22 protein-coding genes are annotated in these 22757 nt (G+C 66.5%); 11 read left to right on the top strand and 11 right to left on the bottom strand.

The window, feature by feature from the left end; genetic code table 11:
- Nucleotides 1–74 precede the first annotated feature (74 nt).
- From HNP51_RS14485 to HNP51_RS14475, 3 genes are all read left to right on the top strand, one after another.
- Nucleotides 75–923: a hypothetical protein gene (locus HNP51_RS14485; protein WP_184271890.1), complete on the top strand. Its 849-nt coding sequence runs from the start codon at nucleotides 75–77 to the stop codon at nucleotides 921–923.
- A gap of 5 nt (nucleotides 924–928) precedes the next feature.
- Nucleotides 929–1948, top strand: a complete 1020-nt coding sequence (locus tag HNP51_RS14480) for a hypothetical protein (RefSeq protein ID WP_184271893.1) — start codon at nucleotides 929–931, stop codon at nucleotides 1946–1948.
- Between the two features lie 163 nt (nucleotides 1949–2111).
- Complete coding sequence (locus HNP51_RS14475) at nucleotides 2112–3383, top strand: O-acetylhomoserine aminocarboxypropyltransferase/cysteine synthase family protein (protein ID WP_184271896.1); 1272 nt, start codon at nucleotides 2112–2114, stop codon at nucleotides 3381–3383.
- A 3-nt stretch (nucleotides 3384–3386) separates the two neighbouring features.
- On the opposite strand, the gene HNP51_RS14470 is transcribed toward HNP51_RS14475, so the two are convergent.
- The 6 genes from HNP51_RS14470 to petA form a co-directional block, all read right to left on the bottom strand.
- Nucleotides 3387–3848, bottom strand: a complete 462-nt coding sequence (locus HNP51_RS14470) for a hypothetical protein (protein WP_184271900.1) — start codon at nucleotides 3846–3848, stop codon at nucleotides 3387–3389.
- Nucleotides 3849–3887: 39 nt separating this feature from the next.
- Nucleotides 3888–5498, bottom strand: coding sequence for a M28 family peptidase (locus HNP51_RS14465; protein WP_184271903.1), 1611 nt, complete (start codon nucleotides 5496–5498; stop codon nucleotides 3888–3890).
- A gap of 112 nt (nucleotides 5499–5610) precedes the next feature.
- Complete coding sequence (locus tag HNP51_RS14460) at nucleotides 5611–7251, bottom strand: M28 family metallopeptidase (RefSeq protein ID WP_221415931.1); 1641 nt, start codon at nucleotides 7249–7251, stop codon at nucleotides 5611–5613.
- Between the two features lie 143 nt (nucleotides 7252–7394).
- Nucleotides 7395–8270, bottom strand: coding sequence for a cytochrome c1 (locus tag HNP51_RS14455; RefSeq protein WP_184271906.1), 876 nt, complete (start codon nucleotides 8268–8270; stop codon nucleotides 7395–7397).
- Between the two features lie 5 nt (nucleotides 8271–8275).
- Nucleotides 8276–9571 carry a cytochrome b N-terminal domain-containing protein gene (locus HNP51_RS14450; protein WP_184271909.1) on the bottom strand — a complete coding sequence of 432 codons (1296 nt, stop codon included), beginning with the start codon at nucleotides 9569–9571 and terminating at the stop codon, nucleotides 8276–8278.
- Between the two features lie 17 nt (nucleotides 9572–9588).
- A complete protein-coding gene (gene petA, locus HNP51_RS14445; protein ID WP_178824549.1) occupies nucleotides 9589–10143 on the bottom strand; it encodes a ubiquinol-cytochrome c reductase iron-sulfur subunit in 555 nt (184 codons plus the stop codon).
- Nucleotides 10144–10335: 192 nt separating this feature from the next.
- Between petA and HNP51_RS14440 the strand changes: the two genes are divergently transcribed.
- Nucleotides 10336–10794: a tRNA (cytidine(34)-2'-O)-methyltransferase gene (locus HNP51_RS14440; protein WP_184271912.1), complete on the top strand. Its 459-nt coding sequence runs from the start codon at nucleotides 10336–10338 to the stop codon at nucleotides 10792–10794.
- 241 nt (nucleotides 10795–11035) lie between these two features.
- Entirely contained in the window at nucleotides 11036–11515 is a 480-nt protein-coding gene (locus tag HNP51_RS14435) for a DUF2726 domain-containing protein (RefSeq protein WP_184751199.1), read from the top strand.
- A gap of 3 nt (nucleotides 11516–11518) precedes the next feature.
- Here the strand turns inward: HNP51_RS14435 and HNP51_RS14430 are convergent, their stop codons facing one another.
- A complete protein-coding gene (locus HNP51_RS14430) occupies nucleotides 11519–12796 on the bottom strand; it encodes a dipeptidase (protein WP_184271918.1) in 1278 nt (425 codons plus the stop codon).
- Between the two features lie 179 nt (nucleotides 12797–12975).
- On the opposite strand from HNP51_RS14430, the gene hemF reads away from it, so the two are divergent.
- On the top strand, nucleotides 12976–13830 hold the full coding sequence (gene hemF, locus HNP51_RS14425; protein ID WP_184272365.1) for an oxygen-dependent coproporphyrinogen oxidase: 855 nt from the start codon (nucleotides 12976–12978) through the stop codon (nucleotides 13828–13830).
- A gap of 14 nt (nucleotides 13831–13844) precedes the next feature.
- Here hemF and HNP51_RS14420 read toward each other — a convergent pair whose 3' ends face one another.
- Together HNP51_RS14420 and HNP51_RS14415 are read right to left on the bottom strand one after the other, a co-directional pair.
- On the bottom strand, nucleotides 13845–16334 hold the full coding sequence (locus HNP51_RS14420; protein ID WP_184271921.1) for an ATP-binding protein: 2490 nt from the start codon (nucleotides 16332–16334) through the stop codon (nucleotides 13845–13847).
- 72 nt (nucleotides 16335–16406) lie between these two features.
- Nucleotides 16407–17138 carry a type 1 glutamine amidotransferase gene (locus tag HNP51_RS14415; protein WP_184271924.1) on the bottom strand — a complete coding sequence of 244 codons (732 nt, stop codon included), beginning with the start codon at nucleotides 17136–17138 and terminating at the stop codon, nucleotides 16407–16409.
- A gap of 83 nt (nucleotides 17139–17221) precedes the next feature.
- On the opposite strand from HNP51_RS14415, the gene HNP51_RS14410 reads away from it, so the two are divergent.
- Entirely contained in the window at nucleotides 17222–17539 is a 318-nt protein-coding gene (locus HNP51_RS14410; RefSeq protein ID WP_184271926.1) for an antibiotic biosynthesis monooxygenase, read from the top strand.
- On the opposite strand, the gene rlmJ is transcribed toward HNP51_RS14410, so the two are convergent.
- Nucleotides 17536–18369: a 23S rRNA (adenine(2030)-N(6))-methyltransferase RlmJ gene (gene rlmJ, locus HNP51_RS14405; RefSeq protein WP_184271930.1), complete on the bottom strand. Its 834-nt coding sequence runs from the start codon at nucleotides 18367–18369 to the stop codon at nucleotides 17536–17538. The genes HNP51_RS14410 and rlmJ overlap by 4 nt on opposite strands.
- A 90-nt stretch (nucleotides 18370–18459) precedes the next feature.
- Here rlmJ and HNP51_RS14400 point away from each other — a divergent pair, with 90 nt between their 5' ends.
- The gene (locus HNP51_RS14400; RefSeq protein ID WP_184271933.1) at nucleotides 18460–19482 is read left to right on the top strand and encodes a DNA topoisomerase IB; all 1023 of its coding nucleotides are present in this window, start codon (nucleotides 18460–18462) and stop codon (nucleotides 19480–19482) included.
- A gap of 92 nt (nucleotides 19483–19574) precedes the next feature.
- On the opposite strand, the gene tdh is transcribed toward HNP51_RS14400, so the two are convergent.
- Complete coding sequence (gene tdh / locus HNP51_RS14395; protein ID WP_409360129.1) at nucleotides 19575–20609, bottom strand: L-threonine 3-dehydrogenase; 1035 nt, start codon at nucleotides 20607–20609, stop codon at nucleotides 19575–19577.
- 256 nt (nucleotides 20610–20865) lie between these two features.
- Here tdh and HNP51_RS14390 point away from each other — a divergent pair, with 256 nt between their 5' ends.
- The 3 genes from HNP51_RS14390 (at nucleotide 20866) to HNP51_RS14380 (ending at nucleotide 22746) form a co-directional block, all read left to right on the top strand.
- Complete coding sequence (locus HNP51_RS14390; protein WP_184271939.1) at nucleotides 20866–21477, top strand: IPTL-CTERM sorting domain-containing protein; 612 nt, start codon at nucleotides 20866–20868, stop codon at nucleotides 21475–21477.
- 76 nt (nucleotides 21478–21553) lie between these two features.
- Nucleotides 21554–22096 (top strand): exosortase H, encoded by a 543-nt coding sequence (gene xrtH, locus HNP51_RS14385; RefSeq protein ID WP_184271943.1) that lies wholly within the window; start codon nucleotides 21554–21556, stop codon nucleotides 22094–22096.
- Nucleotides 22096–22746, top strand: a complete 651-nt coding sequence (locus tag HNP51_RS14380; protein ID WP_184271946.1) for an exosortase H-associated membrane protein — start codon at nucleotides 22096–22098, stop codon at nucleotides 22744–22746. Before xrtH ends, HNP51_RS14380 begins: the two co-directional genes overlap by 1 nt.
- Nucleotides 22747–22757: the final 11 nt, after the last annotated feature.

Below are 22757 nucleotides of genomic sequence, written 5' to 3'. Positions count from 1 at the left end.
CCACCACGGCTTGACCGAACACGCGTCGGGCGACAGTGGTAGGCAGTCTGGTTCACGCCGACTGAGGGGTTTCCATGTTTTCACTTCGTGCCGTCGGCGCCGCCGCCGCTGCCTTGTGTCTGGCGGCAGGCCCCGCCCTGGCCCAGGGCCAGACGCAGGAATCCACGCCTTTCGTCATTCATCGCGCGGTCTCGGCCGGCCCTGAGATCGGGACCGAAGCGACCGCCCCTCCGGGACAGCCGCTGATCGTGCAGCGCGCGACCTCAATCCGCGCCGCAAGATTGGAAGCCGACACGCCGTCGCTGGCGGGCTTTGCGAAAACCAAGGTCTTCACCGCCGGATCGCCGATGTTCGGCGTCTATACCACGAGCGGATGGGCCTATTGCGCCGTCGCTGAAACCACGGCGTCCTGGTGGGCTGGCGACGAGTTCGTCTGCTACGAGGACGCCGACAAGGACGGCCGGTTCGAAACCGCGATGCTGTCAGGCTCGCCCTTCCTCGGCGTGCCCCTGTTCGTCTTCCAGCTGGGCCGCCGGCAGCCGCTGCCCCAACCTGCGCCTTACACCCTCATCGCCACCGAGGACGGCCCGGCCGTGGACTATGTCGTCACAGCCCAGGTTCAACGCCCGCGCACTCGCGACGCGGCGCTTCCCCCGTCCACATTCGTCACGCTCAGGGGCGGCTTCCGACAAGGCGTGAACAGCATTCCCGCGAGGATCGGCGGCTGGAGCAAGAGCGCGCGCCTAAAGGACGGCGAGCCGTCCCGGATCAACCTGAAGGGCGCCGAGATCGAAATTCTCGGCGTCGATGAGGCCAATGTCGTGCGCTACCGCGTCCTCACGCCGACCCCGACGCAGGTTGAGCGCGTCACCATGGGCGTCACCACCAGAACCACCATGGTTCCGATCTTCATTCCGGGCTGAGACTCATGTCGTTGATCTCCTTTGCGTCTCTCGCCTCCGCGCTCGCCCTGCAAGCGGCTCCCGCTCCGGCGCCCGCCCCGACTGCGGAACCCGATCCATCGACCGAGGCGGCTGAACTGCCTGAACCGGCCACCGCCCCCCTGACCTGGGAGTCGCTGCCCGAGGACCTGCGCAAGCGGCTGGAAGAACAGATGAGCAAGCCTGAGCCCCAGGCCGTGCTGGTCGTCGAAGCCGCCGCAGCCCCCGACACGGACTTCCGCACCCTCGACCACGGCGACGTTCTCAGTGAACAGGTCGTTCGGCCAGCGGCGTTCGCCACCATTGTCACTCCAGCCCGCAACGCTCGAAAGTATGGCCCGGCCGGCGCCGTCCTGTGGGCCGGTATTGATGGCGACGGAGACTGGTGGTGCTGGCGCAACGGCGACCGCTATCCCGGCTGGACCCGTCCGTCCGACATCTACTGCTATCGGGACGCCGACAATGACGGCAAGTTCGATGTCGTAAAGAGGAATGCCTCTCCAGGCCAAAGCCTCGGCCAGAGCCGCTTTCAGTTCACCGACCTGGGTCGTGACGAGCGATTGGCCGATGTCGTGACCTATACGTCCGGCGGCCAGGCTGATTTCGCCGAAAAAGTTGTGATCCGCTACGACGGCCCCGGCTCAGCCAAGGTCGGCGCCGACGGCAGACTGATTGACGGCGAGGTCCATTTCCATCTGCTGACGGGCCCAGCGATCGCTCGCTCAGCCCCGGCGGGCAATCTTCTGGTGCAGCCCGCCCAGACCCAGCCCGAAGACGGGCTCGACCTGGTCGCGCCGATCAGAGTGCGCCTGGATAGTGATGGACGCGGCCACTACAGCGATGCTCGAGGCATCGTCATCGAGGTCGATCGCGTCGATCTCGACGGCAAGGCTCGCGCCAAGCTGGTCTCAGCCCTACCCGCTGGTCGCGCCCTGCTGGTCGCCCCGCCGACACGTGAGGAACTCCTCCAGATCGTGGCCATGATCATGAGGCGCGGCCCTCGCTGAGCGGATAGCCGCACACCTCGTCCAACCCCCAAGCCGGCGACGGCGCCCAGTTAGAAAATCTGACCGCCGTTGCAGAAAAACTGAAATCCCATTGCCGTCTGGGTTTTGCTAGCCTCGGGGAATGAAGGCGCGGTTTCCGCGTCAGGCTCCCCGGGGACACGCCATGAAGTTCGACACGCTCGCCGTCCACGCCGGCTATTCGCCCGACCCGACGACCAAGTCCGTCGCGGTGCCCATCTATCAGACCACCAGCTATGCCTTCGACGACACCCAGCACGGGGCGGACCTGTTCGACCTGAAGGTGGCGGGCAATATCTACACCCGGATCATGAACCCGACGTCGGACGTGCTGGAGCAGCGTCTGGCGGCCCTGGAGGGCGGGATTGCGGCCCTGGCCGTGGCCTCGGGCCAGGCGGCCATCACCTACGCCATCCTGACGATTGCAGAGGCGGGCGACAACATCATCGCCACGAGCACCCTGTACGGCGGCACCTACAACCTGTTCGCCCATACCCTGCCCCAGTACGGCATCACGGTGCGCTTCATCGACGCCGACGATTTTGACGCCGTCGCCGCCAACACGGATGAACGAACCAAGGCGGTCTTCTGCGAGTCCATCGGCAACCCGCTGGGCAATGTGGTGGACTTCGCCGCCTTGGCCGATGCGGCGCACGCGCAAGGCTTGCCGCTGATCGTCGACAACACCGTGCCGACCCCCTATCTGACGCGCCCGATCGAGCACGGCGCCGACATCGTGGTGCAGTCGCTGACCAAGTATATCGGCGGCCACGGCACCAGCATCGGCGGGGCCATCATCGACAGCGGCAACTTCCCCTGGGCCGAGCACAAGACGCGCTTTCGCCGTCTGAACGAGCCCGAGGTGTCCTATCACGGCGTGGTCTATACCGAGGCCCTGGGTCCGGCGGCCTATATCGGGCGGGTACGGACGGTGCTGCTGCGCAACACCGGCGCCGCCATCTCGCCGTTCAACAGCTTCCTGATCCTGCAAGGGCTTGAGACCCTGGCCCTGCGCATGGACCGGCACGTCGAGAACGCCGTCGCCGTGGCGAACTATCTCAAGACCCACCCCAAGGTGAAGTGGGTCAACTACGCCAGCCTGAAAGATCACCCGTCTAACCCGCTGATTCAGAAGTATTTCAACGGCAAGGCCTCGGGTCTGCTCACGTTTGGCGTGGACGGAGGCCGCGAGGCCGGCGGGCGCTTCCAGGACGCGGTCAAGCTGTTCACCCGGCTGGTCAACATCGGCGACGCCAAGTCGCTGGTCTGCCACCCCGCCTCGACGACCCACCGCCAGCTGTCGCCGGACGAGCTGAAGAAGGCCGGCGTGACCGAGGACACCGTGCGCCTGTCGGTCGGCATCGAACACATCGACGACCTGATCGCCGATCTGGAACAGGCCCTGGCGGCGGTCTGAGCCTCAGCCCGTGGGGGTCATGCACCGCACCAGCCGCACGGGGCGGTCGCTGCGGTCCAGCCAGGTGATGGCCAGGGTCTGGGCCGTGGCCGTCATCCGCACCCGCTCGTAGCGCGCCTCGCCCTCGGCGTCGCATTTCAGCGCAGCCTCATAGCCGTCGCTGAGCTCGGTGATGCGCTTGATTTCGCACCGGTTCTCGTAGCCGCGCAGCTCGGTGGTGGTGATCTCGATCGGCACGCGGTCGCCACGCGGATTGAAGCACCAGTCCGCCTCGGCCGCCCATCGCCCGACGAAGCTGGCAGGTCCTGTCCCCGTAACCCCGACCCCGGACGCCTTTTGAGCGGGAGGCGCAGGACCCTGGATCGGCTGCGCCGGTTCCGTCGGCGGATTGACGCCACCATCGCGGTCACATGCAGCCAGCAGAAAAATGCAGACAGCGGCGGCGTTTGTGAGGAATAGGCGCATCCCCGACAAACGCCCCAGCCTTGGCGCGGTTCAGAGGGTCTAACGACGCGCCGCGTCGCTCGTCGCGCGAACCTGACCGAACTCGGACGTCGGCTTCCACGTCGGCCATGCGTCGCTGTTGGCCAGTTGCAGCCCCAGGCGATACAGCAGGGTCAGGTTCTCGACCGCCGAGCGCAGGTCCCAGTCGGCGGACCATTCATCGCTGGGCTTGTGATAGTCGGCGCCGAACTTGGCCTTCCAGGCGGCCAGACCGGCCTCCTTGCCGCCGTCGACCCAATCCACGCCGTGCCAGGGCATCAAGGCCGGCACGCCCGCGCGGGCGAAGGGGAAGTGGTCGGAGCGGTAATAGAAGCCCTGCTCCGGCTGGCCGTCGTCGGAGACATAGCGGCCCTCCTTGGCGGCCAGGGCCTGAAGGTCGTCCTCAAGGCTGTTCTGACCCTTGCCGAAGATCGGCACGTCCTTCGTCGGCCCCGACAGCGGCAGCATGTCGATGTTGATGTCGGCCACCGTCGTCTCCAGCGGATAGACCGGATCAGCGACATAGGCGTAGCCGCCCAGCAGGCCCATTTCCTCGGCCGCCATGTGGGCGAAGACGATGGTGCGGTCCGGCGCGGGCGCCGCCTTCAGCTGACGCGCCATCTCCAGCACGCCGATGGTGCCCGAGGCGTTGTCCCAGGCGCCGTTGAAGATCTTGTCGTCGCCGCCAGCGTGCTCGTTGACGCCGACGTGGTCCCAGTGGGCCGAGTAGATGATGGTCTCGTTCGGGCGCTTGGTCCCCGGAATCTTGGCCAACAGGTTGTGCGTGCGCAGGGTGTCGGTGGTTTCCGCCGCCTCAACCGACAGGGTCACGCCCGGCAAGGCGAAGGCGCGGAAGTCCCCGTTGGCCGCGCGCGGGGCCAGTTCGGCGATGTCGATCCCCAGAGCCTTGGCCGTATCGGCGTTGATCGCGCCCGAGAATTCGAGGTCGGCGGCTCCCGGCGTCAAGGTGCGCGTGCGGCTGTTGCCCTGCGCCATGCGGGTCCAGCCGGTGTCGCTCGCGCCGACCTTGGAGACCGTGATGACGCCGAGCGCCCCCCGGCGTTTGGCCTCGTCCGCCTTATAGGCGCCGGACTGATAGTTGGTGGCGTAGGGCCCGTTGAACAGGTCGCCATCCGGCTCTCCGCCGACAACCAGGACAATCTTGCCCGCCACGTCGAGGCTGCCGTAGTCGTCCCAGCCGCGCTCCGGCGCATGGATGCCATAGCCGGCGAAGACCAGGCCCGCATTGGCGATCGACGCCTGACCGTCATTGCTGACCGCCCGCAGGGTGATGTCGGTTCCCGGCGTCAGGGTGTGGACCTGACCGTCCGCGCCGGTCCAGCTGGCCTTGGCGGCGTCAGCGACGGGGGTGTAGCGCTTCAGGTCAATGACCTGCAGCCACTGACCGTTCGGGCCGCCGGGCGCCATGCCCATGGCCTCGTACTGGGCCTGCAGCCAGTCCAGGGTCTTCTTCTCGCCGTCCGTGCCGGGATAGCGGCCCTGGAAGTCGTCGGCGCTGATGGTGCGGATTTCGTCCGACAGGCGCTGGGCCGAAAAGTCCTGAGCCGCAGCCGAGCCAGCGACGAGCAGAAGAGCGGTTGCGGCGACGCCGCTGATGAACCGACGATACATGAAAACTCCCTCGCCCTCCCCACGGGGCGTTCGCGCAAAGTAATAAGGCGGCCTCTTGCGAGGCCGCCCCTTACATTTTTGTCATGTTCCGCGAAGGCGGGCCAAACCTGGCCTACTTGCGCTGGTCAGCGCTAGTCGCGCGGGCCGGGCCGAACTCCGAACCTGCCTTCCACTGCGGCCAGTCGCGGCTGTTGGCCAGGGCCTGACCGGCCGCATAGACCACCTCCAGATCCTGGATCATGCCGCGATAGTCCCAGGTCGGTTCCCATTCGTCGGCGGCCTGGTGATAGCGTTTGGCGCCATACTCAGCCGCAGCAGCCAGACGCGGGGCGATCGGTTCGTCGATGTAGTCGCCGGTCGAGGACAGGTAGGCCATAGGCACCCCGCGCTTGGCCAATGGGAAGTGGTCCGAGCGGAAATAGATGCCCGCGCCCACGCCCGCATTGCCTTCAAATCCACGCCCCTGCGCCGCCGCCAAGGGAATGACCCGCTCGTCCAGTTCCGAATGCCCATAGCCGGTCACGCCCAGCTTGCTCATGCGGCCCAGCACGCCCATGGCGTCCAGGTTGAAGCCCGCCACCGTGGTTTCCAGCGGATAGAGCGGATTGGCGGCGTAGAACTCCGAGCCCAACAGGCCGCTTTCTTCGGCGGTGAAGCTGATCATGACGATGGTGCGCTCGGGGCGCTTGCCCGCCGACCAGTGACGCGCCAGCTCCAGCAGGCCCGCCGTGCCCGAGGCGTTGTCCACGGCGCCGTTGAAGATGCGGTCGCCGCTGGCGTCCGGCTCGCCCATGCCGATGTGGTCCCAATGGCCGGTGTAGAGGATGGTCTCGTTCGGGTGGGTCGCGCCCTCCAGCTTGGCCACGACGTTGTGGGTGGTGATCTGGTCCGTCTTCACATCGAAGCTGGCGTCGATGGTCGCGCCCTTCAGCTCGACCGGCTGGAAGTCGCGGCTGCGGGCCTTGATCTTCTCCTGCTCGAAATCGAGACCGGCGTGGCGGAACAGGTCCACGGCCACGTCGCGCTGAATCCAGGCCTCCATCGGCACGCGCTCGGCTGAGGGGTTCTGACGCACGATGTCGAACTGCGGCCCCGACCAGGAGTTGGCGACCGTGGTCCAGCCATAGGAGGCGGGCTTGGTCTCGTGGACGATCAGCACCCCCGCCGCGCCCTGACGCGCCGCCTCTTCGTACTTGTAGGTCCAGCGGCCGTAATAGGTCATGGCCACGCCGCCGAAGGTGTTCAGCGAAGGCTCCTCGAAGTCGGCGTCGTTGACCAGGACGACGATGACCTTGCCGCGCACGTCGGTCTTGAAGTCGTTCCAGCCGCGTTCGGGCGCGTTCGTGCCGTAGCCGACGAAGACCAGGGGCTTGCCGCGCAGGTCGACGCCCTCGCCGGGCAGACGGGTGGTGATGGTGGCCTGCTGCCCCTGCACGAGCGGCTGGGTCCAGTCGCCGACCTTGATCTGGCCGCTGACGTTGGAGACGGTGAAGCGGTTCAGGCCGACCGCCTGGGTCCAGCCGCCGTTCTCGCCGCCGGGCGCAAAGCCCGCCGCCGCGTACTGCTGGCTCAGATAGTCGATGACCTTCTGCTCCGCCGGGGTGGCGATGCCGCGGCCCTCGAAGCTGTCGTCCGACAGGATTTTGATGTCGTTGGAGATGCGGGCCGCATCGAAGTCGGGGGTCTGAGCGCCCGCATTAGAGGCCAGGGCGGCGGCGAACAGCAGGACGGCGGCGGACGACATCAGACGCATGGAAACAGACCCTCGACCAAATCAGAGGCCCGGACCCTATCGGTCGAAATCCGGCGAGTCGATGCGACCTGTTCCGCCTGCGGACATGAAAAAACCCGCCGGATCGCTCCGGCGGGTCATCTCGTCTCGAAGCTGCATCACCCTTAGTGGGCGACGCCCTTCCAGATGCGGCGATAGCTGGCGTAGGTGATCCCTGCGAAGAGCAGCAGGAAGATGATCACGCCGAAGCCCATCTGCTTGCGCTCGGTCGCCTTGGGCTCGGAGGTCCAGGCGATGAAGGCGGCGACGTCCTTGGCCATCTGATCGACGGTGGCCTCGGTGCCGTCGTCATAGGTGACCTGACCGGCGCGCAGCGGCGCGGGCATGGCGATGAAGCCGCCCGGGGGAACGTGTCCCTTACCTTCCCAGAACGGGGTCAGATCGCCCGCCATATAGGGGTTGTAGTGCTGCGCCGAGGTCATTTTCAGGCCGGCCGGCGGGGTCACATAGCCCGACAGCAGCGAGTAGATGTAGTTGGCGCCGTCGTGACGGGCCTTGGCCATGACCGACAGGTCCGGCGGCATGGCGCCGCCGTTGGCCGCAGCCGCAGCCGTGGCGTTCGGATAGGGGTTCGGGAACTTGTCAGCGGTGGTGGCGTCGCGCATCAGCGCCTCGCCCGTTTCGCTGTCGATGTCCGGGACCTGGGCTTCCTTGGCCAGAGCCTTCACGACCGGGTTGTCGTTCGGGTTCGGGTATTTGGGGTTCCAGAACGGCCCGTGCTTGTCGCCCAGGTTGCGGAAATGCATCAGGTCCATGCCGTGGCAGGAGGCGCAGACCTCCTTGTAGACCTTGTAGCCGCGCTGAAGCTGGCCCTGATCATAGGTGCCGAACGGCCCCTCGAAGCTGAAGTTGCCCTCGCGCGGATGCTTGGCGCCCCCGGCGGCCATCGCCGGAGCGGCGATGGCGACCAGACCGACAGCGGCCGTCAGGGAAACCAGGATCTTGCGGAAGGACACGGTTTTCTTCTCGTTCGAAATCATCGCGCTCAGCCCTTCTGCTCGGTGACGGGCAGGACCGGCTCGGAAATCGTGGCCGGGACCGGCAACGGCTTCTCGCGCAGGCCGAGGAACGGCATCAGCACCAGGAAGAAGATGAAGTAGTAGGCCGTCAGCAGACGCGTCAGCCACAGGTAGGAGTTCAGCTGACCGTCAAACAGGTTGAAGCTGGGCATGCCCGGAACGACCGGAGCATCCGGCAGCTGACCACCGCACCAGCCGAGGCCGAAGCAGACGAACAGGAAGATGATGAAGCAGGTGCGCATCGTCGGGCGGTAGCGCATGGAGCGCACCTTGGACGTGTCCAGCCAGGGCAGGACGAACAGCACGCCGATGGCGCCGAACATGGCCACCACGCCGCCGAACTTGTCGGGGATGGCGCGCAGGATCGCGTAGAAGGGCAGCATGTACCATTCGGGCACGATGTGGGCCGGGGTCTGCAGCGGGTTGGCCGGAATATAGTTGTCGGCGTGGCCCAGGGCGTTCGGCTGATAGAAGACGAAGACCGCGAACAGGATCAGGAACAGGATGATCGCAAAGCCGTCCTTGACCGTGAAGTACGGGTGGAAGGGCAGCATGTCCTTCTTCTGGCGGTCCTTCGGGATCAGGATGCCGACCGGGTTGTTCTGACCGGCGGCGTGCAGGGCCCAGAGGTGCAGCACCACGCAGCCGGCGATGACGAACGGCAGCAGGTAGTGCAGCGAGAAGAAGCGGTTCAGCGTGGCGTTGTCGATCGCCGGACCGCCGCGCAGCCAGATCAGGATCGGCTCGCCGACGACCGGAATGGCGCCGATCAGGTTGGTGATGACCTCAGCGCCCCAGAAGGACATCTGGCCCCAGGGCAGGACGTAGCCCAGGAAGGCGGTGGCGATCATCAGGAAGAAGATCAGGCAGCCGACGATCCAGATCATCTCGCGCGGCGCCTTGTAGGAGCCGTAGTAGAGACCGCGCAGCATGTGCAGATAGACGGCGATGAAGAACATCGACGCGCCGTTGGCGTGCACGTAACGGATCAGCCAGCCGCCGTTGACGTCGCGCATGATGCGCTCGACCGAGGCGAAGGCCAGGGCCGTGTTCGGCGTGTAGTGCATGGCCAGAACGATGCCGGTGATGATCTGCGTCATCAGGCACAGGGCCAGGATGCCGCCGAAAGTCCACCAGTAGTTCAGGTTACGGGGGGTCGGCAGGTTGGCGTAGTCCATGCCGAAACGGATGATCGGCAGGCGGGTGTCCATCCACCGCTCAATCGCGGTTTTTGGGACGTAGGTGGATTCGTGATCGCTCATGGGTCCTCTGTCCGTCCTCAGCCGATTTTGACGCGGGTGTCAGACATGTATTCGTAGTTCGGCACCACCAGGTTCAGCGGCGCCGGTCCCTTACGAATACGGCCCGAAGCGTCGTAGTGCGAACCGTGGCAGGGGCAGAACCAGCCGCCGAAGTCGCCCGTCCCGAAGGTGGGGACGCAGCCCAGGTGGGTGCACGAGCCGATGACGACGAGATACTTCTCGTGACCGGCCTTGGTGCGCTCGACATCAGTCTGCGGCGGCGAGCCGACGGCGCCCTCGGCAGACACCTTCTGGATCTCGGCCGGGGTGCGGTAACGCACGAAGACCGGCTTGCCCTGCCACTTGATGACGACCTGCTGACCTTCCTGAACCTTGGTCAGATCGAATTCGATCGACGCCAGGGCCAGGGTGTCGGCGGCGGGGTTCATCTGGTTGATCAGCGGCCAGGCCACCATCACGCCCGCACCGACTGCGGCGGCGCCGGCAGCGATGTGGATGAAGTCGCGACGGGTGGCGTCGCCGCCCCCGTGTTGGCCATCAGGCCCTTCAGCATTCACGACCGATTCGGCCACGCTATCACCTCTGCAGTTCCGAATGCCCGCCCCGGAAAGGGGATGGTCGTCGGCATGGATCGTCTAGCGAAGCGGTAAAGATGCCTGTGGCCTTGAATTGTGACCGTCACGACAAGCTGCGGATGCAACTTGCGAAACAATCGCAACAAAGACCACGACAAGACCCCGCCCCGCGCGTATGAGGGCCTTAGAATGCGTCTCGCCCTTTTTCAACCTGACATCCCGCAGAATGTGGGCGCCTGCATCCGTCAGAGCGCCTGTTTCGACGTGGAATTACACGTGATCGAGCCTGTCGGCTTCCGTTTCGACGACCGCGCCATGAAGCGCGCGGCGCTGGACTACGGTCCGCTCAGTCATATGACCCGCCACGCTGACTGGGAGGCCTTCCAGCGCGACCGCGCGCCGGGGCGGCTGGTCCTGTTCACGACCAGGGGCGCCACGCCCCTGACCGGGTTCGAATTCCAGCCTGACGATATTCTGCTTTTCGGCAGGGAAAGCGCCGGCGCCCCCGACTATGTCCACGCCGCCGCCGACGCCCGCGTCTTCATCCCCATCCGGCCGGAAACACGCTCGCTGAACCTGTCTGTCAGCGCGGGGATCGCCCTGTGGGAAGGGCTGAGGCAGTTGGACGGGTTGCCGGTGCGCTCCTGAGGCCAACCTTAACCACGCCGATTCACCGAACGCCAAATGGTGAAAGGCAGACTGGTCAGTTCACACGAGTGGACCCATGCCTATGCAAGCTTTTCTGCAGGAACTGACATCAGCCGATAACCTGCCGCTGTTGCTGGCCTTGGTCGCACTTCTGGGGTTCCTCGCAGGGTTGAAGGTCGGCGCTAAAAGTCGTTTGGGCCGTCGTCCCAGCAAGGGGCGATGGCGCGCGGGAATGAAGCTCGTGAACACTGACGCCCCAACGGCTCCCAGCGACCGAACTGATCCCGCAGCGCAACTCACCACCGTCATGAACGCCGAGTTTCGCCCCAAGCGATTGATGTCCAAGAGCGAGGCCCGCGCCTTCCTGCAGATTGAACACCTCTTGCGTGGCCATCGCATGGGCTGGCGCGTGATGGCTCAGGTGTCTTTGGGCGAGGTCCTGACCTCTACCGACGCCAAGGCCTTCGCCGCCGTCAACAGCAAGCGCGTGGATATGCTGGTCATTGCCCGCGACGGACATCCTCTGGCGGCCGTAGAGTTCCAGGGCTCCGGACACTATCTCGGCACAGCCGCCGCTCGGGACGCCGTCAAGCGAGAAGCGCTGCGGCGCGCGGGGGTCGACTTCATCGAAGTGAAGCCCGACCATTCCGATGAGGATCTCGCCTTCGAAATCGCCCGCCTAATTCGCCTGAAAGCCCCGTCGGCTCCGCAGCCCGCCTGATCCCTACTCCGGCGCGCCGTCGTTAGGCAGTTGCGCCAGGTTCGGGCGCTGGCCCCGTTCAGCCGTCGCGGCGCGTTCGACGGCCCGCATTGTGCGCAGAAGGTTCTCGCCCGAGATCTTGCGGATGTCGGCTTCGCTCCAGCCGCGCCGCATCAGTTCGGCCAGGATGCGCGGATAGGCCTCCACGCTCTCGACGCCCTCGGGCAGGCTGTCGACGCCGTCGAAATCGCCGCCCAGACCCACATGGTCTATGCCCGCCACGTCGCGGACGTGCTGGATGTGGGCCACCACGTCGTCCAGCATGGCCTTGGGCGAAGGGTTGGCGGCGGTCCAGGCGTCCAGGCCTCTCTTCACCGCGTCGGGGTCGCCCTGGTTCAGGGCCGAGAGCCGCGAGAGCTCGGCGGAGCGCAGGGCGCCCCACTGGCGCACCGGCTCGCTGATGAAGCCCGGCACGAAGGTCACCATGACGATGCCGCCGTTGGCCGGCATCTGGCGCAGCACGGCGTCGGGGACGTTGCGAGGATGCCCCGTCACGGCGCGCGCCGAGGAGTGCGAGAAGATGACCGGCGCCGTCGAAACGCGGATGGCGTCGGTCATCGTCTCTTCCGAGACGTGGCTCAGATCCACCATCATGCCGATGCGGTTCATCTCCTTGACCACCTGCTCGCCGAAGGGCGACAGGCCGCCCCACTTGGGCGCGTCCGTGGCGCTGTCGGCCCAGGTCGTGGTCTTGGAGTGGGTCAGCGTCATGTAGCGCGAACCCGAATCATAGAACTCGCGCAGCAGACCCAGGGAATCGTCGATGGAATAGCCGCCCTCCATGCCGATCAGGCTGGCGATGCGGCCCGCCTTGTGGATGCGGGCGATGTCGTCGGCGGTGGTGGCGATCTCGAACACCGAAGGATAGGCGGCGGCGATGCGCTTGACCGTGTCGATCTGCTCGAAGGTGGCCTTGGCGGCCTCGACCGGCTCCAGGCTGGCGGGGACATAGACCGACCAGAACTGGGCCCCGACGCCGCCCGCGCGCAGGCGCGGGATGTCGGTGTGAAGCCGCGTCGTCGCCGCCAGATTGGTCGCCAGATCAACGCGATAGGGGTCGTTGCCAAAGCCCTGACGCAAGGCCCAGGGCAGGTCGTTGTGACCGTCGATCAGCGGCGTGCGACGCAGGATCTGCATCACCCGCTCCTGCCCGGCGACGTCGCCCCCAGCTTGCGACTGAGCCAGGGCGGGTCCGGCCAGGACGGCGAGCGAAGCGGCGGCGAGCAAGGCGGTGCGGATCATGGAGGTCCCCTCAATACTGATAAGGCCACGCTGGCACAGGCGAGGCGGCATGGGAACCGGGTCTGATCTGGATCAAGGCCGCCTTTCAGCCGTGCGCGCATGAAGCGCGCATCGCACACTGTTCACAAAGGCCGTCCGTCATGGTTGAAGCCCTGATGATCCAAGACACCCCCACCCTGATGGTCGAGCATCGCGAGCGCGCCCGCGTCTGGTTCGAGACGCTGCGCGATCAGATTCACGCCGGTTTCGAGGCCCTGGAAGACGCCGCGCCCGCCGACCTCTTTCCCGGCGAGGCAGGTCGCTTCGTGCGCACGCCCTGGGACCGCCAGGAAGGCGGCGGCGGCGTCATGGGCATGATGCACGGGCGTCTGTTCGAGAAGGTCGGCGTCCACTGCTCGACCGTCCACGGGACCTTCCCCGCCGACTACGCCAGGAACGTGCCTGGCGCCGAGGAAGACCCGCGCTTCTTCGCCACCGGCATCAGCCTGATCTGCCACCCGGTCAGCCCGCGCGTGCCGGCGGTGCACATGAACACCCGGCTGATCTCGACCACCAAGACCTGGTTCGGCGGCGGCGGCGACCTGACGCCCGTGCTGGATGCGGACCGTCGCGACGACCACCCTGACACTGTCGCCTTCCACGCGGCGATGAAGGCCTCGTGCGACGCCTATGACCCGACCTGGCACGCCAAGTACAAGCAGTGGTGCGACGAGTACTTCTTCCTGCCCCACCGCAACGAACCGCGCGGCACCGGCGGCATCTTCTACGACCACCACGACAGCGGCGACTGGGAGAAGGACTTCGCCTTCACCCAGGACGTCGGCAAGGCCTTCCTCGACGTCTACACGAAGATCGTCGCGGGGCGCATGACCGAGGCCTGGACGCCCGAGGAACGCGAGGAACAACTGATCCGTCGCGGCCGCTACGTCGAGTTCAACCTGCTGTACGACCGCGGCACCATGTTCGGGCTGAAGACCGGCGGCAACGTCGAGTCGATCCTCAGCTCCATGCCGCCCGTGGTGAAGTGGCCCTGATCAGGGCCTAGGCGTCAGGCGACCTCGGCCCGTTCCCCGGTCGCCAGCGCCCGCCCGATCCCCTCGAACAGGGCGGCCATAGTCAGGGGCTTGGTCAGGTGGCCATCGGCCCCCGCCGCCCGCCCCGCCTCGACATGCTCCGTCATGGCGTTTGCGGTCAGCATCAGTATCGGCGTCCGCGCGCGACCATGCTGGGCCTCGAAGTTCCGGATGGCGGCGGTGGCGGTCAGGCCGTCCATCACCGGCATCTGCATATCCATCAGCACCAGGTCAAAGGTCTCGCGGTTAAAGGCCTCCAGGGCCTGAGCCCCGTCCTCGACGGCCACCAGCTCCATCGCCGTAGCCGACAGCATGACCTCGATGACCTTGCGGTTGGCGGGATGGTCGTCAGCCAGAAGCACGCGCAAGGGTTGGCTCTGCACGTCCTCCAGAGGCAGGGCTGTATCGACGACCTCGCTCGTCGCCTCGGCCAGGGGCAAGGGGATCTCGAACCAGAAGCTAGAGCCCCGTCCGGGCTTGCTGTCGCACTCCAGCCGCCCGCCCATCAGCTCGACCAGTTCGCGCGAGATCGCCAAGCCCAGTCCCGTGCCGCCAAAGCGCCGGGTGATCGACCCGTCCGCCTGCTGGAAGCGACCAAAGATACGCGCCTTCTGCTCCTCGTCGAAGCCGACGCCCGTGTCAGTAACGGTGAAGCGGATGTCCCCTTCCAGCCCCGGTTCTACCGTCAGCGAGACCTCGCCCTCTGCGGTGAACTTCAGCGCGTTGCTGACCAGATTGGTCAGGACCTGACGCACCCGCACGGCGTCGCCCTCGACCAGACGATCCAGGGCCGGATCGACATGGGCGATCACCGCCACCCCCTTGGCCTCAGCCGGGATGCGCCACAGGGCCGCCACGTCCTGAACCGCCCGCCCCAGATGAAAGGGAGCGGACTCGATCGTGACCTGACCGGATTCGATGCGGGCGGTGTCCAGAATGTCGGACAAGAGCCGCTCCAGCGTCGCCCCGGACGACCGGATGGCCCTGACCATGTCGCGCTCTTCCGGCTTCAGCTCGCTTTGAGACAGGGCGTCGGCCATGGCCACCACCCCGTTCAGGGGCGTGCGGATTTCGTGGCTCATATTGGCCAGGAACTCGCTCTTGGCGCGATTGGCGTCCTCGGCGCGGCGGCGGGCGCTGCGCAGTTCCGCTCCCTGACGCCATTGCCAGATCAGGGTCAGCAGGGCCGACAGCATGAAGACCACGCCGATGCCGACGATCCAGTTCTGCCAGCGGATGACTGTCCGCTGCAGCTCGGTATTGGCGCGCGCCGTGTCCAGTTGCTGGCGCCGCCGGTCCAGCTGTTCCTGAATGTCGCCGGTGACCTGACGAATGCCGGCGCTGAAACGTTGGGCGGTGCGGACATCGCGCTCGCGCGAATAGGTCCGCAGCACCGCATAGGCCTCGGTCGGCCGGTCGGCGGCGAACAGCAGTTCAGCCTCAACCAGGGCTACGTGGGAATCCACGCCTCCGTTGAGATCCAGCTTGCGCAGGCGCTCCAGATCGCGGCGCGCCCCGCTCAGATCCCCAGTTCGCGCCCGCGCCACCGCTCGCAGCGGCAGAATGTCCAACATCAGAAAGGCGGCCGCGCCCATGTCCTCGCCGTAGGGAGCGACGCAGGCCAGCACCTCAAGCGGTTCATCCTTGGCGTCTGCCACCTGGGCGCACAGGCTGGCGTCATAGACCAGCAGGTTCTCCAGCCCGGTCCGCCGACTCAATCGGCGGTGAGCCGCGTAATATTCCTGCGCCCGTGTCAGATCGCCAACCTGCACGGCCATCTTGGTCAGGTTGTAAAGGCTGTCGAAGTCGGGGCGAGGATAGGCCGGGTTGGCGTAGTCGATCTCGAAGCGACGGAAGGCGATGGTCGCGCCCACGACGTCGTTCAACTTCATCAGCCCCATGCCCGTCATCTCCCACAGCCCCGCATGGGCTGTGTCAGCGAAGGGGTCCTCATCAGGAATATCGGTCTCGGCCTGATTGAGCAGCTTCAACCCCTCGCCGACCTGGTCCTGATCGATCAGGGTCAACGCCGTCAGCCGCGCCGCATGGGCGCGCACGAACCAGTCGAACCCCGTCGTGGTCATGCGGGTCATCTCCGCATCGACGGTCAGATCGCCTTGGTCATACCGCGCAGTGAGACCATTCAGCCGAGCAATCTCGATATAGCGACGGTCCCCTTGGGCGCGCGCCTTCTCGGCCAACCGTCCGTTCCAGAAGGCGGCGCGCTCGAACTCGCCCTGGTTCTGGACGATCCAGACGACGTGATAGAGCCGGTTCAACCCTTCGCGGTCGTGGCGCTTGTAGGCCGCCTCGCCAAAGCTCTCCAGTTCGGCGAAGCTCGTCCGCGACGCGCGCTGCTCCACAGCCCGCAGCAGGTCGTCACGCGGCGCGGCCGCCTGCGCTTGGGCCAGGCCCGGCGACAAGAGAATGGCGGCCGCAAGGACCACGGCTTTGATTGGCGACATATCACTTCCGGGCTGACGCCCCAGAATGACACGCTAGAAGTTAGCGTTCAGCGAACAAGCCAGGCGGTCTTGTCAGATGCCGCTGCCGTCCGCCTCGACCGGCGGCGGGGTCAGCAGCAGATAGGCCCGGATCCAGGCCGTCAGCACCGCTCGATCATTGGCGCCTTCCAGGCTCAGCAAGGCCTCATCCGCCAGATCATGTGGGATGCGGTCGCCGCGCCGTCCTTCAATCAGGGCGGCGGCGTAGGCGGGCTGGAACTCCGGATGGCACTGAAAGCTGACCGCGTCCTCGCCCCAGGCCAGACCGGCGTAGGGGGTGAAGGGGCTGGAGGCGATGACCCGCGTATCGGGCGCAACCGCCACCACCTGATCCTGATGCGACACCGGAATGGCGATGGAGGGCGCGCGCGGATGCATCCACGGCTCGTGGCTGACCACGTCATAGCGATGCAGGCCGACGCCCCAGCCCTTGTGCGACTTCTCGACCTTGCCGCCAAAGGCGTGGGCGATCACCTGATGGCCGAAGCAGATGCCCAGCAGCCGCGTCTGGCCCCGCGCCGCCCGCAGCCAGTCGACCAAGGGCGAGATCCACGGCAGGTCGTCATAGACCCCCGCAGCCGAGCCGGTGACGATGGCCCCGGTGTAGATCGACGGGTCCTCCGGCAGATGCCCCGACTGGACGTCGAACCGCACCGTCGGCACGTTCTCGCCCAGCAGGGCGCGAAAGCGGGCGGGATAGTCGTCGAAGGCGTCCCGCAGATGCTCGGGCGGGTGGCCGGTTTCTAGAATGGCGATACGGGTCATTTCGGCGTTTTCCAGCGGGGAGAAGGAAGCGTCTGCCTCTGGATTGGGGTAGAAGTCGGACGATTGCAACGAGGCCGCCCTTCATGTCCGCCGACGCGCACGACGATTCTCCGGTCGTCCTGATCAATATCTTCAAGTGCGACGCGCGCCGTCAGGACGAATTGATCGAGCATCTGACGGCCCTGGCCCAGGTGCAGCGCGCCCTGCCCGGCTTCGTCTCGGCCACACTGCATCGCGGGCTGAACGGACGCGTCGTCGCCAATCACGCCGTCTGGGCCAGCGCCACGGACTGGAAGGTCATGACACGCCACCCCAGCGTGGTGGCGACCATGGGGCCGATCCTGGCCATCGCCACCTTCGAGCCGCACCTGTACGAGCCCGGCGAAGTCCTTAAAGCCTAGCCGGCGGTCCAGATCTCGGCCTTGGCGCCCACGTCGCCCAGGGTCGATGCGACCCAGCCACAGATTTCCGACGCCGCCGCCTCGGCGCCCGCGGGCGGATTGACTACCGTCATGGTGCAGCCGTTCATCTTCATCGGATTGTTCAGCGGGCGCAGACGCGCCTCGGCGACCAGCGCCCGACCGACCCTGGCCTCTTCCAGACGACGGATGAAGCCGTCGAAAGTCTCCATGTCCTTCAGCGGGGTCCAGATCGCCACCGTCGCCGTGCGGTCGTGGCGCAGGATGGCGGCGGCGGTCTCGGCCGAGCGCACATAGTCGTCGGGCCGCTCGAACGGCGGATCGATCAGGACCAGAGGCCCCTTGGTCGCCTTCGCCGCCTTCAGCGCCTCGACATAGCCGTCGCCTTCACGCCCCTCGGCGGCAGGCCAGTCGGCCAGGGCCTCGGCCAGCATGGCCTGGACCGGCGGGTTGAACTCGAAGCCCAGATAGCGGTCGCCATCGTTCAAGGCCCGCGCGATCAGCAACGGCGAGCCGGGATAGAAGCGCGCGCCGCCGTCCGGGTTCAGAGCCGCCACCTCGGCCGCCAGGGCCTCGATCAGCGGCGGCCGGTCCTCGGCGGTCATCAGGCGCGCCACGCCCGCCTCGGCCTCTTTCGACCGCGCGCCGTCGCCCGACAGGTCGTAGAGGCCCGCGCCCGCATGGGTGTCGATGACCGTGACTGGCCCCAGGGCCTCGGTCCGGCCCTGCCGCTCTTTCAGCAGCCACAGCACCAGGGCGTGTTTGACCAGGTCGGCGAAGTTTCCGGCGTGAAAGCTGTGACGATAGTTCATGCCGCTCCGTCCCCCGCCCGACGCTCGCGGTCAAGAGGAACCCGCCGGGCGCGCGGCCCGTTGGTCGTCGCATCTTCAGGATTCCAAGCCATGCCCGACGGCGCCGCCCGCCTTTCGTCTGTTCTGGAAGTCCCCGACGGCCTCAGCTGGTGCAACGATGACCAACCGGGCCTCAGCCGCCGTCGGTCGGGCCAGGGGTTTTCCTATCGCGGACGCGACGGACAGCCGATCCGGGACGCCCGGACGCTGGACCGCATCCGCGCCCTGGCCATTCCGCCCGCCTGGAGCGAGGTCTGGATCTGTCCGCGCGCCAACGGCCATATCCAGGCGACGGGCCGCGATCTGAAGGGACGCAAGCAGTACCGCTATCACACCGACTGGACCCGCCACGCGGCCAACGCCAAGTTCGATCGCTTGTCCGTCTTCGCCCGCAAGCTGCCGAAACTGCGCGAGCAGGTGGAGCAGGACCTGACGCGGCGCGGGCCGTGCCGGGACAAGGTGCTGGCCACCGCCGTCCGTCTGCTGGAGATCACCCTGATCCGCGTCGGCAACGCCGAATACGCCCGTCAGAACCGCAGCTTCGGCCTGACCACCCTGCACAAACGCCATCTGGAGGTCGACGGCGCCGCCCTGACCTTCGAGTTTCGCGGCAAGAGCGGCAAGGACCACCGGATCAGCGTCCGCGATCAAAGGCTCGCGCGGGCCATGCGGACGCTGGAGGGCCTGCCGGGCCAGCATCTGTTCAAGTATCGCGATGCCCAGGGCGACCTGCATCCCGTCACCTCGGACGATGTGAACGCCTATATCCGCGACGCCATGGGCGAGCAGTTCTCAGCCAAGGATTTCCGCACCTGGGCCGGCACCGTATCCGCCGCCCGCGCCCTGCGCGACATGGAGCCGCCGACCTCCCCCACCGACGCCCGGCGCAAGATCACCCTCTGCGTCAAGGCGGTGTCCGGCCTGCTCGGCAATACGCCCACGGTCTGCCGCGCCGCCTACGTCCATCCTCGCGTGCTGGACCTGTTCGAAAACGGGGGGCTGGCCGCGGCCCTGCCCGGCGCCGAGGCCAAAGGCTTCGAGCCCAGCCTGATCCGGCTGCTGTCGCCCCAATAAAATGGCGACCGCGCCCGGGTTCGGAGAGCGCCTGACACGAAAAAGCCCCCTGCCTTGCGGTCAGGGGGCCTTCGGTTCGCTTCAGGTCCGGATCAGTCGGCCCAGTTCAGGACGACCTTGCCCGACTGGCCCGAGCGCATGGCCTCGAAGCCCGCCTCGAAGTCCTGATAGGGCATCTGGTGGGTGATCAGCGGCGTCAGGTCCAGACCGGCCTTCAGCAGGCCCAGCATCTTGCGCCAGGTGGTGAACATCTCACGCCCATAGACGCCCTTGATGGTCAGGGCCTTCAGGATGATCGCGCCCCAATCGGTCTCCATCGGCTTTGACGGGATGCCCAGCATGGCCATGCCGCCGCCCATGATCAGGGTGTCGACGCACTGCTTGAAGGCGATGGGCGAGCCCGACATCTCCAGCGCCACGTCGAAGCCGACCTTCAGGCCCAGCTCATGCATGACGTCGCGCAGGTCTTCCTTGGTGGTGTTCACCGTGCGCACGCCAGGCGCAACCTTTTGCGCAAGTTCCAGGCGGAAGTCATTGATATCCGTCAGGACCACGGTGCGGGCGCCCGCGTGGCGCGCCACGGCGGCGGCCATCATGCCGATGGGGCCGGCGCCGGTGACCAGCACGTCCTCGCCCAGCAGGTCGAACTGCTGCGCCGTGTGCACGGCGTTGCCGAAGGGGTCCAGGATCGAGCCGATCTCATAGGGCACGTCGTCGGGCAGCTCGATCACGTTGAAGGCCGGGGCCACCACGAACTCGGCGAAGGCGCCCTGGCGGTTCACGCCGATGCCGCGCGTGTCGGGGTCCAGGTGGAAGTGACCGGCGCGGGCCGCTTCGGAGTTCAGGTCGATGACGTGACCCTCGGCCGACACGCGCTGGCCGATCTTCAGGCGGCGATCTACGTCCTTGCCGATGGCGACGATCTCGCCCGCAAACTCATGGCCGGTGATCATGGGGACGGGCACGTTCTTTTGCGACCACTCATCCCAGTTCCAGATGTGGATGTCGGTGCCGCAGACGGCGGTGCGGTGGACGCGGATCAGCACGTCCTCGTCGCCCGCGACGGGGATCGGCGCCTCGATCAGTTCCAGGCCCACGCCAGGTTTAGTCTTGGCCAGGGCCTTCATGGTGGCGGTCATGGTGGGTGCTCCCTTTACTCAGATGCAGCCGCTAGGCCGCCTTGGCCTGGACCGCAAGCGGTTCATGCGCCCGGCGGCTTAGATCAGCGGCCAGCTGCGTTCGCCCTGGCGCCCTACCGTAGCAAAATGAGACACCCCCGCTCAAACAAGCTTGGCTATAAGAACGCGAATCAGCTAGCGGCGATTCGAAGATCGGCGGCGAGATGGTCTCGACGTGGATTCAGACCCCATCCTGCGAAAACCCATGAAGAAAATGATCGCCGCCGCCGTTACTGCGGCCGCCCTGTCGATGGCCGCCACCGCCACCATGGCGGGAACCCTGACCAACGTCAGCGTCACCCTGTCGAACGCCGCTCCGTCGCAACCGACCGACGTCGACATTCGGTTTACGACCGAAACCCTGGTGAACACGGCGCCTCACATGCTCTACGCCCGGTTTGACGGGCTCGTCCTGGCCGCCGCGACCAACCAGTGCGACAGCAACATCACGGCGACGCTTAACGGCGTCACCATGCCTCAGAGCGACTTTGTTTTCTGCCAGACCTGGAACTCGGGCGTTCAACTGCGACTGAGGAACGGCATCGTCATCCCGGCCGGCGCCGTCATCAGCATCAAGATCGACAAGTCGCTGGTGACGACGTCATCTACCGAGGGCGTCTATTCGCCGACCATGTTCGAGATCAACAGCGGCGGCGCCGCCGTTGATATGCCGTCGCCGATGCCGAGCTACACCATCACCAATGCACCGCCGCCCGCCCCCGTCCCGACCCTGACGGAATGGGCCATGATCCTGCTGACGGCGGCTCTGGGCGGTTTCGCCGCCTTGACCATTCACAAGCGTCGCCGCACGGTCTGATCGGATCAGATAACGGTCGGGGCGGGCCCTCGTGGTCCGCCCCTGCTTTTTTTCACTGCACTTCAGGCGACAGTCCATGCCGCGTTTCTTCAAATCGCCTGCTGTCCAGTATCTGGGTCTGTTCGCCCTGCTGGCGATCACCCTGTTCAGCGTTCTGGCCACGCCGTGGGCAGAACGGCTGTTCGTCCAGCCCTTCACCCAACTTCTGGTCGACATCTGCGCCTTAGTGCTCGCGCCGTTTGACGGTCGAGTTCAGGCGCAAGGCGACATCCTGCGCTTCTCCGACGGGCACGGCGCGGTTCAGGTGCTGGCGGGCTGTAATGCCGTCGAGGTCTGCGCCCTGTTGATCGCCGCCATCCTGGCCTTCCCTGGGCGTCTGCGCGACGGCCTGATCGGCGCCGCCGTCGGCGTGATCGCCCTGCAACTGGTCAACCTGCTGCGGATCATCAGCCTTCTGTATCTGTCGCGTGGCTCTGAATCGATGTTCGAGTTCTTCCACCACTACGTCTGGGACGCGATGATCGGGCTGGAGGGCCTGCTGGTCTTCTTCTTCTGGACCCGCTGGCAGAGCCGCCAGCCGGGCAATGCGCCCAAGACCGTCGCTGAGGAAGCCGCCTGATGGCCGCCTGGTTCGAAACCCTCGGCGCCAAGACCCCGGAAGAGGCCGCGCGGCGTCGATTCGGCCTGTGGTCGCTGGGTCTTTTCGTTCTGGTGCTGCCGATCTGGTGGCTGTGGGGCGCGGACCTGTTTGCGGCGGCCCTGCGCCCGCTGGCGGGTCTGGTCTTCCGCCTCTTCGGCCTGTCGGGCGAGATCGCCGTGCTGGCGGACGGGAGCTGGAGCGTCGGCACGCGGCTGACCAGCAGCGGCGTCCCCATCGCCTACGATGTGCCCCATACCTCGCTGCGTCGGCTGCTGCTGGGCTTCCCCCTGGCGCTGGCCTTCCTGACCGCGCCGCCGCGGACGCAGAAGCCGCTCAAGGCGGCGATCATCACGACCCTGGTCCTGACGCTGCTGTTCATCCTGTCGCTGGCGTCCCTGATCTGGGGCGACCTGGCGGCGCAGTTGAACCCTGCCCTGGCGCCGCCCAGCGCCGCCGCGCGTCAGGCGCTGGATCAACCGGCCCTGCACCCCATCCTGGCGCAGATCGCCATCATCGGCCGCTATATCGGCATGTCGGTGGCGCCGCTGGTCGCCGCAGTGGTGCTCTGGGCTGCGCTCAATCCGGCGGGCCGCTCGGTCATCATGGCCGACGACAGCCTGAAGTCGTAGGTCGGTTGGGG

Origin of the sequence: Brevundimonas bullata (assembly GCF_014207965.1) — a bacterium.
GTDB classification, from domain to species: domain Bacteria; phylum Pseudomonadota; class Alphaproteobacteria; order Caulobacterales; family Caulobacteraceae; genus Brevundimonas; species Brevundimonas bullata_A.
This window is presented reverse-complemented; position numbering and strand designations above follow the sequence as displayed.

Excerpts from the sequence above, each read along its gene's own strand:
- HNP51_RS14460 (WP_221415931.1), bottom strand. The coding sequence starts at position 7,251 with ATGCGTCTGATGTCGTCCGCCGCCGTCCTGCTGTTCGCCGCCGCCCTG.
- hemF (WP_184272365.1), top strand. The coding sequence starts at position 12,976 with ATGGTCGAGCATCGCGAGCGCGCCCGCGTCTGGTTCGAGACGCTGCGC.
- HNP51_RS14430 (WP_184271918.1), bottom strand. The coding sequence starts at position 12,796 with ATGATCCGCACCGCCTTGCTCGCCGCCGCTTCGCTCGCCGTCCTGGCC.
- HNP51_RS14450 (WP_184271909.1), bottom strand. The coding sequence starts at position 9,571 with ATGAGCGATCACGAATCCACCTACGTCCCAAAAACCGCGATTGAGCGG.
- xrtH (WP_184271943.1), top strand. The coding sequence starts at position 21,554 with ATGCCGCGTTTCTTCAAATCGCCTGCTGTCCAGTATCTGGGTCTGTTC.
- HNP51_RS14415 (WP_184271924.1), bottom strand. The coding sequence starts at position 17,138 with ATGACCCGTATCGCCATTCTAGAAACCGGCCACCCGCCCGAGCATCTG.
- HNP51_RS14410 (WP_184271926.1), top strand. The coding sequence starts at position 17,222 with ATGTCCGCCGACGCGCACGACGATTCTCCGGTCGTCCTGATCAATATC.
- HNP51_RS14380 (WP_184271946.1), top strand. The coding sequence starts at position 22,096 with ATGGCCGCCTGGTTCGAAACCCTCGGCGCCAAGACCCCGGAAGAGGCC.
- tdh (WP_409360129.1), bottom strand. The coding sequence starts at position 20,609 with ATGAAGGCCCTGGCCAAGACTAAACCTGGCGTGGGCCTGGAACTGATC.
- HNP51_RS14485 (WP_184271890.1), top strand. The coding sequence starts at position 75 with ATGTTTTCACTTCGTGCCGTCGGCGCCGCCGCCGCTGCCTTGTGTCTG.
- HNP51_RS14390 (WP_184271939.1), top strand. The coding sequence starts at position 20,866 with ATGAAGAAAATGATCGCCGCCGCCGTTACTGCGGCCGCCCTGTCGATG.
- HNP51_RS14465 (WP_184271903.1), bottom strand. The coding sequence starts at position 5,498 with ATGTATCGTCGGTTCATCAGCGGCGTCGCCGCAACCGCTCTTCTGCTC.
- rlmJ (WP_184271930.1), bottom strand. The coding sequence starts at position 18,369 with ATGAACTATCGTCACAGCTTTCACGCCGGAAACTTCGCCGACCTGGTC.
- HNP51_RS14440 (WP_184271912.1), top strand. The coding sequence starts at position 10,336 with ATGCGTCTCGCCCTTTTTCAACCTGACATCCCGCAGAATGTGGGCGCC.
- HNP51_RS14400 (WP_184271933.1), top strand. The coding sequence starts at position 18,460 with ATGCCCGACGGCGCCGCCCGCCTTTCGTCTGTTCTGGAAGTCCCCGAC.
- HNP51_RS14480 (WP_184271893.1), top strand. The coding sequence starts at position 929 with ATGTCGTTGATCTCCTTTGCGTCTCTCGCCTCCGCGCTCGCCCTGCAA.
- HNP51_RS14420 (WP_184271921.1), bottom strand. The coding sequence starts at position 16,334 with ATGTCGCCAATCAAAGCCGTGGTCCTTGCGGCCGCCATTCTCTTGTCG.
- HNP51_RS14475 (WP_184271896.1), top strand. The coding sequence starts at position 2,112 with ATGAAGTTCGACACGCTCGCCGTCCACGCCGGCTATTCGCCCGACCCG.
- HNP51_RS14470 (WP_184271900.1), bottom strand. The coding sequence starts at position 3,848 with ATGCGCCTATTCCTCACAAACGCCGCCGCTGTCTGCATTTTTCTGCTG.
- HNP51_RS14455 (WP_184271906.1), bottom strand. The coding sequence starts at position 8,270 with ATGATTTCGAACGAGAAGAAAACCGTGTCCTTCCGCAAGATCCTGGTT.